Genomic DNA, 11,974 nt, shown 5'->3' with positions numbered 1-11,974 from the left:
CGCCATGAAGGTCCGCACCCTGGTCGCCGCGATCGCGACACTCGTCGTGGTTCCTGCCTTTGCGCAGGCCGTAGGAACCGTGACGACCGTCAACGGCGTCGCCACCATGCTGACGGGTGGGTCCGCGACCGCGCTGGCGCCCGGGATGACCGTCGTGCACGGCGCGCGCATCGTCACCACCAGCACCTCGTCCGCCACGCTGCGCATGAACAGCGGCTGCACGGTCACGGTGCCGCCCGGCCATGGGCTCACGGTGCTCTCCACGCAGACCTGCCCGCAGCTGCAGGCGGCGCTGCTACCGGTCACGCCGGCCGGGCCGTCCACCACGGTCATGGGCCAGACCGGCATGTTCGGCGGCGGGGTCGACCCTGCGGTCGCCCTCTGGGGGCTGGGTGTGGCCGGCTTCGTCATCTACGACGCGACCCGCGACGACGACGCGGTGCCGATCAGCGGTCGCTGAGCGGCTTTTTTTCCGGCTTCTTCGCCAGCGCGAGATAGAGCGCGCCGGCGGAGCACGCCATCGCTCCCAGCTGCCAGGGGCCGAGCGGCTCGGCGTGCACCACGGCTCCCGTGACCATGGCCACGACCGGCACCATCACCGACGACAGCCCGGCGACGCTGGGCGGCAGCAGCCCCACGATCGCGAACCACGCGGCATTGCCGATCGCCATGGGCACGACCGTGATGTAGGTGATGACGAGGACGGTCTGCAGCGACACGGCGTGGGTCTGGCCGCGGGCGAACCAGACGGCGCCGATGGCGAGCGGCACCGCGGCGATCAGCAACTGCCAGCCGGTGAGCACCAGCGCCGGCACCGGCACGTTGGCCCGTTTCAGCAGCACGGTGCCGATGGCCCACCCCAGGCCGGCCAGCAGTCCCAGCAGGAACCCCGCCGGGGCGTCGGCATAGGCCGCGCGTGCCGGCACCGCCAGGAGCGCCACGCCCAGCGCCGCCAGCGCGATCGCGAGCAGCATCCGCGGCGCCGGCTTCTCCCCGAACGCGAGCCACACGACCAGCACTGTCCACAGCGGCATCGTGAAGCCCAGGATGGCCGCCTGCCCGGAGGGGATGAGGATGGCGGCATAGGTGCTCGCGAGGTTCCACACCACCAGGTAGACCAGCGCCGCCGCGGTCACCGCGGGCCAGTACCGCCGGGGGATGGCGATGGGCAGGTGGCGCGCGCGGGCGAAGGCCAGGAGCAGGACGCCAGCCACGGTGAGGCTCACCGCGCGAAAGGTCCAGACGGACACTTCCTGCACGGCCAGGGGGAACAGGGCCCAGTTGGTGCCCCAGACGAGGGTGAGGACGAGGACGAGGGGAAGGGCTTTGGCGGCGGGAGACTTCATGCGCCCGCGATTGTGTCATCCACGGCGGCTCAGTGATGCTGCGGCGGCGTGACTTCCCAGTGCTGCATCACCCGGTCGTGGCCGTCCACGCTTTCCAGGCGCACGCGGAAGCCCCACAGCCTGGCCACGTGCTTGACGACTTCCTCCGCGCTGTTGTCCAGCGGACGGTCGTTGTGCCGGATGTGGCGCAGCGTGAGCGAGCGGTCGCCGCGCGCATTGACGTTCCACACCTGGATGTTCGGTTCGCGCCAGCCCAGGTCGTGCTGCCGCGAGAGCGACTCGCGCAGGCGCCGGTAGCCGTTGTCGTCGTGGATCGCCGCGACCTCCAGCTCCGACTGCGCGGCATCGTCCAGCACGGCGAACAGGCGCAGGTCGCGCATCAGCTTGGGCGAGAGGTACTGGCCGATGAAGCTCTCGTCCTTGAAGTGCCGCATGGCGTAGTCGAGCGACTTGATCCAGTCGCTGCCGGCGATGTCCGGGAACCACTCGCGGTCCTCGTCGGTCGGGTTCTGGCAGATGCGCTTGATGTCCGAGAACATGGCGAAGCCCAGCGCGTACGGGTTGATGCCGCTGTACGCCGGGTGCGTCACCGGCGGCTGGAACACCACGTTGGTGTGCGAGCTGAGGATCTCCATCATGTAGCCGTCCGAGAGCTGGCCCTCGTCGTACATGGTGTTGAGCAGCGTGTAGTGCCAGAAGGTCGCCCAGCCCTCGTTCATCACCTGGGTCTGGCGCTGCGGATAGAAGTACTGCGCCACCTTGCGCACGATGCGCACGATCTCGCGCTGCCAGGGCTCCAGCAGCGGCGCGTTCTTCTCGATGAAGTACAGGATGTTCTCCTGCGGCTCCTCCGGGAAGCGGCGCACCTCCTTCTTGGCCTGCTTGCCCGCCTTGGTGGGCAGCGTGCGCCACAGGTCGTTGACCTGTTGCTGCAGGTAGGCCTCGCGGTCCTTGCGGCGGTTCTCTTCCTCCACCATCGAGATCTTCTGCGGCCGGCGATAGCGGTCCACGCCGTAGTTCATCAGCGCGTGGCAGGCGTCCAGCGTCTGCTCCACCGCCTCGATGCCGTGGCGCTCCTCGCATTCGGCGACGTAGCTCTTGGCATACACCAGGTAGTCGATGATGGAGCTGGCGTCCGTCCACATGCGGAACAGGTAGTTGCCCTTGAAGAAGGAGTTGTGCCCGAAGCAGGCGTGCGCCATCACCAGCGCCTGCATCGGCATCGTGTTCTCCTCCATGAGGTAGGCGATGCAGGGATCGGAATTGATCACGATCTCGTAGGCCAGGCCCATGTGGCCGCGCCGGTAGCTCTTCTCCGTCTGGATGAAGTGCTTGCCGTAGGACCAGTGGCGGTAGTTCACCGGCATGCCGACGGAGGCGTAGGCGTCGAGCATCTGCTCGGAGGAGATCAGTTCCAGCTGGCTGGGATAGGTGTCCAGCCCGAAGCGCTCCGCGGTGCGGCGGATCGCCTGGAAGTAGGTGTCGATCAGCTCGAAGTTCCAGTCCGAGGGGCTGGGCAGGCGCCTGCCCTCGTCCTTGCCCTTCGCATCGGACGGGGTGAGAAGTGCTTCTTCCATCATGTGGTCCCGGCGGGTTGCTTCTTGAACAGGTCCCGGAACACCGGGAAGATCTGCGAGGGCGTGCAGATCTTCTGCATCGCGAACTGCGGGTTGGCGTCACGCACGCGCGTGTACTCCTCCCACAGGTTCTGGTCCTCGTCGGCCACCTGCACGTACGCGTAGTAGCGCACCAGGGGCAGGATCTTGTTCTCCAGCAGCTCACGGCACTTGGACGAGTCCTGCTGCCAGTTGTCGCCGTCCGAGGCCTGGGCGCCGTAGATGTTCCACTCGCTGCCCATGTAGCGCGCGCGGATGATGTCGTTCATCAGCGTGAGGGCGCTGGACACCACCGTGCCGCCGCTTTCGGTGGCGTGGAAGAACTCGTCTTCGGTCACCTCCGCCGCCTGCGTGTGGTGGCGGATGAACACCACCTCGGTCTTCTCGTAGTGCCGCGTGAGGAACAGGTACAGCAGGATGAAGAAGCGCTTGGCGAGGTCCTTGCGCGACTCGTCCATCGAGCCGGAGACGTCCATCAGGCAGAACATCACGGCCTTGCTGGTCGGCTTGGGCTCGCGCACGCGGTTGCGGTAGCGCAGGTCGAAGGGATCCAGGAAGGGCACCTTCTTCAGGCGCTCGCGCAGTTCGGCGACGCGCTTCTTCAGGATCTCGACCTCCGGCGGCGCGGCATCCGGCCGGCGCTCCAGGTCCTCGAGCTGTTCCAGCGCGCGCTTGAGTTCGATGCGCGCGTCGCCGCCCATGGCGATGCGGCGGGCGAGCCCCACGCGCATGGAGCGCACCACGTGCAGGCTGGTGGGGTTGCCTTCGGAGACGAAGCCGGCGCGGCGCAGTTTCCATTCGGGCACGTCCGCCAGCAGCTGCGTGCGGATCATGCGCGGCAGCGCCAGGTCGTCGAAGAAGTACTGCATGAACTCTTCGCGCGAGATGCGGAAGACGAAGTCGTCCTCGCCCTGCCCGTCCTGCGACGCGCCGCTGCCGCCGGAGCCGCCGCCACCGCCGCCCTGCGGCCGCTGGATGCGGTCGCCTCGGACGTATTCCTGGTTGCCGGGGTGCACGAGTTCGCGGCTGCCGCCGGGCGCGTGGCCGAAGGTGGGCTCGGTGACGTCGCGCTTGGGCAGCGTGATGTCGGCGCCCTCCTCGATGTCGCGGATGCTGCGGTCGCCCACCGCCTTGCGCACCGCGTCCTTGATCTGCTCGCGGTAGCGGCGCAGGAAGCGCTCGCGGTTGCCGATCGACTTGTTCTTGCCTGAGAGGCGGCGGTCGATCACCTGGTGGAGCATGGACCGCTCGCCTCCGCTCGAATTGCTCACTGGGCGGCCCTTCCTCTGTTCAAGTCGTGTGGCCTGTCGGTTCGCATCGCTCCGTCAGGAGCTCTTTCGCACGCGCAGGTACCACTCGCACAACAGGCGCACCTGCCGCTTCGTGTAGCCCTTCTCGACCATCCGGTTGACGAAGTCCTCGTGCTTCTTGGCCTCGTCGGCGCTGGCCTTCGCGTTGAAGCTGATGACTGGAAGCAGCTCCTCCGTGTTGGAGAACATCTTCTTCTCGATCACGGTGCGCAGCTTCTCGTAGCTGGTCCACACCGGGTTCTTGCCGGCGTTGTTGGCCCGCGCGCGCAGCACGAAGTTGACGATCTCGTTGCGGAAGTCCTTGGGGTTGGACAGCCCCGCGGGCTTCTCGATCTTTTCCAGTTCCGCGTTGAGGGCGGCGCGGTCGAAGATCTCGCCCGTGTCGGTGTCGCGGAACTCCTGGTCCTGGATCCAGAAGTCGGCGTAGGTCACGTAGCGGTCGAAGATGTTCTGGCCGTATTCCGAATAGGACTCGAGGTAGGCGGTCTGGATCTCCTTGCCGATGAACTCCGCGTAGCGGGTGGCCAGGTGTTCCTTGATGTACGCCAGGTACTTCTGTTCGGTCTCCGCGGGGAACTGCTCGCGCTCGATCTGCTGTTCGAGCACGTACATCAGGTGCACCGGGTTGGCGGCGACTTCCTCGGAGCCGAAGTTGAAGACCTTGGAGATGATCTTGAACGCGAACCGCGTCGAGATGCCGTTCATGCCCTCGTCGACGCCCGCGTAGTCGCGGTACTCCTGGTAGCTCTTGGCCTTCGGGTCCGTGTCCTTGAGGTTCTCTCCGTCGTAGATCAGCATCTTGGAGAAGATGCTCGAGTTCTCCGGCTCCTTCAGGCGCGTGAGCACGGAGAACTGCGCCATCATCTTCAGCGTGCCGGGGGCGCACACGGCCTGGGCCAGCGAGGAGTTGGAGATCAGCTTCTCGTAGATCTTCACTTCCTCGGTCACGCGCAGGCAGTAAGGCACCTTCACCACGTAGATGCGATCGAGGAAGGCCTCGTTGTTCTTGTTGTTCTTGAACGCCTTCCACTCGCTTTCGTTGGAGTGGGCCATCACGATGCCGTCGAAGGGGATCGCGCCGAAGCCCTCCGTGCCCTTGAAGTTGCCTTCCTGGGTGGCGGTCAGCAGCGGGTGCAGCACCTTGATGGGCGCCTTGAACATCTCGACGAATTCGAGCAGGCCCTGGTTGGCCAGGCACAGGCCGCCGGAGTAGCTGTAGGCGTCCGGGTCGTCCTGCGCGAAGCTCTCGAGCTTGCGGATGTCGACCTTGCCCACCAGCGAGGAGATGTCCTGGTTGTTCTCGTCGCCCGGCTCGGTCTTGGCGATGCCGATCTGCTTGAGGATCGACGGGTAGCGCTTGACGACCTTGAACTTGCGGATGTCGCCGCCGAACTCCTCCAGGCGCTTGACCGCCCAGGGCGACAGGATCTTCTGGGTGTAGCGGCGCGGGATGTTGAACTGCTGCTCCAGCAGCGGCCCGTCCTCGTCGTTGCTGAACAGGCCCAGCGGCGACTCGTTCATCGGCGAGCCCTTGAGCGCGTAGAAGGGCACCTGCTCCATCAGCTGCTTGAGGCGCTCCGCGATGGACGACTTGCCGCCGCCGACCGGGCCCAGCAGATACAGGATCTGCTTCTTCTCTTCGAGGCCCTGCGCCGCATGCCTGAAGTGCGAGACGACCTGCTCGATCGGCTCCTCGAGTCCGTAGAAGTCCTTGAATGCCGGGTAAACGCGGATCACCTTGTTGCCAAAGATGCGGGACAGGCGCTGGTCGTGGCGCGTGTCGACCATTTCCGGTTCACCGATCGCGGCGAGCATGCGCTCGGCAGCCGTTGCGTACGTCAGCGGCTCCCTCTTGCACAGCTCGAGGAATTCCTCGATCGACATCTCTTCCTCGCGCTTTTGTTCGTATCGCGTGAGGAAATTGCGGACGACGTCCATGAAGCCTCCTTCGTTACGCACCAAGCCGATCATTGCGCAGTGCGGAAATCACTGTACTCCGCGAGCGGCGTCCTGACTCAACGTGTGATGTAGTCCAAACGCCGACTTCACTGTAGGTGAACGGTAGATAAAAACAAGGGGCGAGAGTTCGTTGCAGCACTGTCAGCAGCGTGTAAACGACAGTGCGGATTTTCCCTCAGCTCGTGCGCGTCACCTTCTTCAAGTGCGGCGGGCTGTCAGGATCGTTGCCGCGTGCGCGCGCCAGCGCTTCGACCATCGGGTAGAAGCTCTGGATCGCGCACACGGGATCGAGTTCTTCGACCGGCGCTTCCACCAGCGGCAGCACCGCGTCGGGGACGCCGGGTGGTGCGGCGAGCAGCACGCGCGCACCACGCGCGCGCATCGCGGCCGCGAGTTCGAGCAGGCCCGCCTGCGCGGGGCCGCGCGGCGCGAACACGAGCAAGGGATAACCCTCCTCGATCAGCGCCATGGGGCCATGCTGGATCTCCGCCCCGGAGAAGGCCTCGGCCTGGATGCCGCAGGTCTCCTTGAACTTCAACGCCGCTTCCATGGCAACGGGCAGGCCGAGACCGCGGCCGACGACGAACAGGCGGTCAGCTTGCGACAAGGGTTGCAACGCGCGCGACCAGTCGGCGTCGACTGCACGCTGCATCGCGCGCGGAAGGTCTTCCAGTCCCGCCGCGAGTGCGGCATCATCCTGCCAGGACGCCACCAGCCGCGCCCCGGCGACCAGCTGCGCGATGAAACTCTTGGTGGCGGCCACGCTGCGCTCCTCACCGGCGTGCAGGGGGAAGAGCCACTCCGCGGCACGCGCGAGCGGCGACGCCGGGTCGTTCACGAACGCGCAGGTCAGCGCGCCGCAGTCGCGGAAATACCTTGTAGGACTGACCAGGTCCGGGCTCTGCCCCGATTGCGAGAACGCGAGCGACGCGAGGCCGTCGCAGCGGATGCGCGACTGATACAGCGTCACCAGCGACATCGGCATCGAGGTGACCAGGCGGCCGAGCCGCGCCATCACCAGGTAGGCCGCGTAATGCGCGGCATGGTCCGAACTGCCGCGCGCGATCGTCAGCAGCGACGCGGGAGGCTGCTGCCGCAGCCGTTCGCCGAACGCTCGCCAGCGGTCGCGGTCGGCGGCGAGCTGGCGGGTGACGGCCTGCGGCGCCTCGCGGGCCTCATCGAGCATGCGCGACATCGAGCGAACCTCCTTCGACGAAGACCTCCTGCACACGCAAGTCCCGGTCCAGCACCACCACGTCCGCCCAGGCGCCGGGCTGCAGCCGGCCGCGGTCGGCCAGCTCCAGGAAATCGGCGGGGAAGGTGGAAACCCGGCGTGCCGCGTCGTCCACCGGCAGGCCGATCACGTCCACCAGGTTGCGCAGCGCGCGGTCCATGGTGAGCGTGGAGCCGGCCAGCGTTCCGTCGGCCAGCCGCACGCCGCCCAGGCACTTGGTGACGGGCTGGCGGCCCAGGCGGTACTCGCCGTCCGGCATGCCGGTGGCAGCCGTGGAATCGGTGACGCAATAAAGACAGGGGATGCTGCGCAGGGCGGCGCGGATCGCGCCGGGATGCACGTGCAGCAGGTCGGGGATGATCTCGGCGAAGCGCGCATGCGCCAGCGCCGCGCCCACCATGCCCGGCATGCGGTGGTGCAGCGGGGTCATGGCGTTGAACAGGTGCGTGAAGCCGCGGGCACCGCGTTGCAGCGCCTGCACGCCGTCTTCGTAGCTGCCCACGGTGTGGCCGATCTGCACGCGGAAGCCGGCTTGCACCAGCTCGGGAATGGCCTCGAGGTTGCCGGGCACCTCGGGGGCGAGCGTGAGCAGGCGCACCGGCGCGAGTGCGTGCAGTTCCTTCAGCTCCGCGAGCGAGACCGGCCGCGCGAAGTCGGGCTGCGCGCCCAGCTTCTGCTTGTTGATGTACGGGCCTTCGAGGTGCACGCCCAGGATGCGCGCGGCACCGCCGGCGCCGGAGGCGGCCAGGGCGCCGATGCCGGCCAGCGCCAGCCGCAGGTCTTCGGCCGGCGCCGTCATCGTGGTGGCAAGCAGCGCCGTGGTGCCGTGCTCCGCGTGGCGGCGCGTGACCTGCAGGGCGGCGTCGCCGCCTTCCATGATGTCGCGCCCGGCGCCCCCGTGCACGTGCAGGTCGACGAAGCCGGGCAGCAGCAGGGGCGCCTTGCCGTCGCGGGCTGCGTCGGTCGCGACCGAGCTGCCTTCGACCGCCGCGATGCGACCGTCGCCGCCGATGCGCAGGGTGCCCTTCACCAGGCCCGCGGGCGTCAGGATGCGTCCCTGCAGGCTGCGCGTCACAGGGCCGCTTCCGTCTCTTTCCGCAGGGCGCGGGCCAGCATCAGCGCACCCTCGGCCGGACCGGCCTGGGCGGGGACGATGCGGCTGCGCACGAAGGGGCGCATGCGCGGGACGAGCCGTTCGCCGATGCTGCCGGCCACGGCCAGCGGCAGCCGGCCGCGCGGATCGATCGCCAGCGCGAGCTCTTCCAGCGCCGAGGTGGCCTGGGCGAGCAGGCGGCTGGCCACCGGATCGCTCTCCTCGCACTCGAAGACCGCGCGGGCGAGCTGGGCGAATTCGAACTGGCCGGCCCGGCCGCACCACTCCTGCAGGCTGTCGCGCTCGTCGCCGCAATGCATCCAGACCCGGCGCGCGAGCGGGCTGGGGTTGGCCCGGCCGTCGAACGCCGCCAGGCCATGGCGCACGGCCTGCTGGCCGAGCCAGCCGCCGCTGCCTTCGTCATCCACGCGGAATCCCCATCCACCGACTGTAGCGCGGCTGCCGTCGGCGCGGAGGGCTTCGGCGATGCTGCCGGTGCCCGCGATCAGGATGGCCCCGGGCTGGCCGCCATGGGCGCCCATGAGCATGGTGAAGGAATCGGTTTCCGCCTCCAGCGCCGCAAAGCCGGGATCGCGAGCGAGGAAAGCCTCCCGCCACGGTGCATGGCTGACCCCGGACAGGCCGGCGGCAAGGACGCACCGGTCCCAGGACGGCACGGCGCGGCCGGCGGCCGCGAAGGCGTAGCGCACGGCCGCCAGCACGTTGTCCCAGGCCTGCGGGATGCCTTGCTGGAGCGCGGACGGGCCGGCGGCGCCGGTGCCGACTTCACCGCCGCGCAGCGAATGGACGAGCGCACGGGTGCCGCTGCCACCGCCATCGACGCCGACGAGGTAGTCCACCATCAGAGCGGGCCCCTCCCCCCGCTGGCACTCAGCTGGTCCATGACGGTTAGAAGCCTTTGGCCCCGCGGAGTTGCAGCCCGGCGGCGTGCGCGAGCAACGCATCCGCACGTAGTCCTCGGCCTGCGGTCGAGCTGCCGCTAAGCTGTGGGGGATGGGGATGCCGCCCGTCCGGTTCTATTTCGATTTCATCTCGCCCTACGGCTACTTCGCCAGCCTGCGCATCGACGAGATCGCCGCCCGCCATGGCCGCACGGTCGACTGGCGGCCCATGCTGCTGGGCGTGGCGGTGATGAAGGTCATGGGACTGAAGCCCCTGCTGGAGACGCCGCTGAAGGGTGACTACATCCGCCGCGACGTGCTGCGCTATGCCCGGCGGCACGGCGTGGCGATCGGGCGCGACCTCAATGCGTCCGTCGGCAATCCGCTGCCGCCCGCGCGCGCGCTGTACTGGGTGAAAAAGCACCGGCCGCAGCTCGCGGCGCCGCTGGCGCATGCGCTGTTTCGCGCGTTCTGGGTCGACGGCCTGGACCTGTCGACGCCCGAGGCGCTGGGGCAGGCCAGGCTGCCGCAGGGGCTGGATGGCGACACGCTCATCAAGGGTGCGGCCAGCGACGAGGCCGCGACGCTGCTGCGCACGGCGGTGGGCGACGCGATCAAGGCCGGCATCTTCGGCTCGCCCACCATCGTCGTGGACGACGAACCGTTCTGGGGATCGGACCGGCTGGCGGACGTGGAGGAGTGGCTGGCGAGCGGGGGGTGGTGAGGGCGACCCCTCACCCCTTCGGCTGATCGAACCCCAGCAACCGGATCGCGTTGCCCTTCAGGATCCCCGGCATCACTTCCGGCTTGAACCCCGCTTCCTCGAAGTCCTTCATCCAGCGGTCGGGCGTGATCAGCGGGTAGTCGCTGCCGAACAGGATGCGGTCCTTCAGCAGCGTGTTGGCGTACTGCACGAGCTGCTTGGGGAAGTACTTCGGGCTCCAGCCCGAAAGGTCGATCCACACGTTCGGCTTGTGCGTGGCGACCGAGAGCGCTTCGTCCTGCCAGGGGAAGCTCGGATGCGCCATCACGATCTGCATGTCGGGGAAGTCGATCGCGACGTCGTCGAGGTGGATCGGGTTGCTGTACTCCAGGCGCAGGCCGCCGCCGCAGCGCATGCCCGAGCCGATGCCGCTGTGGCCCGTGTGGAAGATGGTCGGCATCTTGTAGGCGTTGATCACCTCGTAGATCGGCCACGCCATCTTGTCGTACGGGTGGTAGCCCTGCACCGTCGGGTGGAACTTGAAGCCCTTGATGCCCTCTTCCTTGATCAGGCGCTCGGCCTCGCGCGCGCCCATCTTGCCCTTGTGCGGATCGATGCTGGCGAAGGCCACCATCATGTCGCTGTTCTCGCGCGCGGCCTGCGCGATCTCCTCGTTGGGGATGCGCCGGCGGCCCAGCTTGGACTCGCTGTCCACGGTGAACATCACCAGGCCGATCTTGCGTTCGCGGTAGTACGCGATGGTCTCGGGGATCGTCGGGCGGCGGTTGCTGCGGAAGTACTTGTCGGCGGCGCGGTCGTACTCCTCGCCGTAGTTGTCGAAGGGGTTCCAGCAGCTGACTTCGGCGTGCGTGTGCACGTCGATGGCGACAAGGTTGGGGTGGTCCATGGTGTCTCCTGTTTCTCTCGGGAACCTAGGGTAAGCCCTAGGGCGTCAGGCATTGAGTTGGTTATTGTTTATAACAATAATCCGCCCACTCCGCAAACGTTCCCATGACCTCCACCCAAGACATCCAGCTCGAGATCGACGGCGAAGTCGCCATCGTGCGCCTGAACCGCCCGGCCAAGCGCAATGCCCTCTCCGACGCGCTGGTGCTCGCCGTGCGCAACACCTTCCAGAACCTGCCCTCCACCGTGCGCGCCGCCGTGCTGGACGGTGCAGGAGAGCACTTCTGCGCCGGACTCGACCTGTCCGAACTCAAGGAGCGGGACGCGGGCGCGGGGCTGATGCACTCGCGCATGTGGCACGCCGCACTGGAAGAGGTCCAGTACGGTCCGGTTCCCGTCATCGCCGCGCTGCACGGCGCCGTGGTCGGCGGCGGCCTCGAACTCGCCGCCTCCTGCCACATCCGCGTGGCCGATGCGAGCACCTTCTACGCCCTGCCCGAAGGCTCGCGCGGCATCTTCGTGGGCGGCGGCGGCGCCGTGCGCATCCCGCGCCTCATCGGCGCCGCGCGCATGGCGGACATGATGCTGACCGGGCGCGTGTACCAGGCCGAGGAAGGCGAACGCGCCGGCTTCGCGCAGTACCTCGTGCCGCAGGGACAAGCCTTCGCCAAGGCGCTGGAACTGGCCAGGCGCGTCGCCCAGAACGCGCCGCTGACCAACTACGCCCTGATGCACGCGCTGCCCCGCATCGCCGAGCAGCCCGCGGACCAGGGCTTCCTGACCGAAGCGCTGATGGCGGCGATCGCGCAGAGCGCGCCGGAAGCCAAGAAGCGCGTGCGCGACTTCCTCGAAGGCCGCGCCGCCAAGGTCAGCAAGAGCTGACCGGACCCGCAGGAGACAAGCCG

At 67.9% G+C, this 11,974-nt stretch carries 11 protein-coding genes; 3 read left to right on the top strand and 8 right to left on the bottom strand.

Features of this window, described 5'->3' with window-relative positions:
* Positions 1-4: 4 nt before the first annotated feature.
* Positions 5-460 (top strand): hypothetical protein, encoded by a 456-nt coding sequence (locus AC3EGR_RS09015; protein ID WP_488546128.1) that lies wholly within the window; start codon positions 5-7, stop codon positions 458-460.
* Here the strand turns inward: AC3EGR_RS09015 and AC3EGR_RS09010 are convergent.
* The 7 genes from AC3EGR_RS09010 to AC3EGR_RS08980 form a co-directional block, all read right to left on the bottom strand.
* The gene (locus tag AC3EGR_RS09010) at positions 447-1,346 is read right to left on the bottom strand and encodes a DMT family transporter (protein WP_488546127.1); all 900 of its coding nucleotides are present in this window, start codon (positions 1,344-1,346) and stop codon (positions 447-449) included. The genes AC3EGR_RS09015 and AC3EGR_RS09010 overlap by 14 nt on opposite strands.
* Positions 1,347-1,375: 29 nt before the next feature.
* Positions 1,376-2,926: a SpoVR family protein gene (locus tag AC3EGR_RS09005; RefSeq protein WP_488546126.1), complete on the bottom strand. Its 1,551-nt coding sequence runs from the start codon at positions 2,924-2,926 to the stop codon at positions 1,376-1,378.
* Positions 2,923-4,203: a YeaH/YhbH family protein gene (locus tag AC3EGR_RS09000; protein WP_488546125.1), complete on the bottom strand. Its 1,281-nt coding sequence runs from the start codon at positions 4,201-4,203 to the stop codon at positions 2,923-2,925. The genes AC3EGR_RS09005 and AC3EGR_RS09000 overlap by 4 nt, the downstream gene beginning before the upstream one ends.
* 84 nt (positions 4,204-4,287) lie before the next feature.
* The gene (locus AC3EGR_RS08995; protein WP_488546124.1) at positions 4,288-6,210 is read right to left on the bottom strand and encodes a PrkA family serine protein kinase; all 1,923 of its coding nucleotides are present in this window, start codon (positions 6,208-6,210) and stop codon (positions 4,288-4,290) included.
* A 196-nt stretch (positions 6,211-6,406) separates the two neighbouring features.
* The gene (locus AC3EGR_RS08990; protein ID WP_488546267.1) at positions 6,407-7,417 is read right to left on the bottom strand and encodes an SIS domain-containing protein; all 1,011 of its coding nucleotides are present in this window, start codon (positions 7,415-7,417) and stop codon (positions 6,407-6,409) included.
* Positions 7,407-8,540, bottom strand: a complete 1,134-nt coding sequence (gene nagA / locus AC3EGR_RS08985; protein WP_488546123.1) for an N-acetylglucosamine-6-phosphate deacetylase — start codon at positions 8,538-8,540, stop codon at positions 7,407-7,409. The genes AC3EGR_RS08990 and nagA overlap by 11 nt, the downstream gene beginning before the upstream one ends.
* A complete protein-coding gene (locus tag AC3EGR_RS08980) occupies positions 8,537-9,421 on the bottom strand; it encodes a glucosamine kinase nucleotide-binding domain-containing protein (RefSeq protein ID WP_488546122.1) in 885 nt (294 codons plus the stop codon). Before AC3EGR_RS08980 ends, nagA begins: the two co-directional genes overlap by 4 nt.
* A 157-nt stretch (positions 9,422-9,578) precedes the next feature.
* Here AC3EGR_RS08980 and AC3EGR_RS08975 point away from each other — a divergent pair, with 157 nt between their 5' ends.
* Positions 9,579-10,184: a DsbA family protein gene (locus AC3EGR_RS08975; RefSeq protein WP_488546121.1), complete on the top strand. Its 606-nt coding sequence runs from the start codon at positions 9,579-9,581 to the stop codon at positions 10,182-10,184.
* A 10-nt stretch (positions 10,185-10,194) separates the two neighbouring features.
* Here the strand turns inward: AC3EGR_RS08975 and AC3EGR_RS08970 are convergent, their stop codons facing one another.
* A complete protein-coding gene (locus AC3EGR_RS08970) occupies positions 10,195-11,070 on the bottom strand; it encodes an amidohydrolase family protein (RefSeq protein ID WP_488546120.1) in 876 nt (291 codons plus the stop codon).
* Positions 11,071-11,174: 104 nt separating this feature from the next.
* Here AC3EGR_RS08970 and AC3EGR_RS08965 point away from each other — a divergent pair, with 104 nt between their 5' ends.
* Entirely contained in the window at positions 11,175-11,951 is a 777-nt protein-coding gene (locus AC3EGR_RS08965) for a crotonase/enoyl-CoA hydratase family protein (RefSeq protein ID WP_488546119.1), read from the top strand.
* Positions 11,952-11,974: the final 23 nt, after the last annotated feature.

This window comes from Ramlibacter sp. G4-7, from assembly GCF_057784995.1.
The sequence above is the reverse complement of the archived record's forward strand: the minus strand, read 5'-3'. Positions and strand labels throughout refer to the sequence as shown.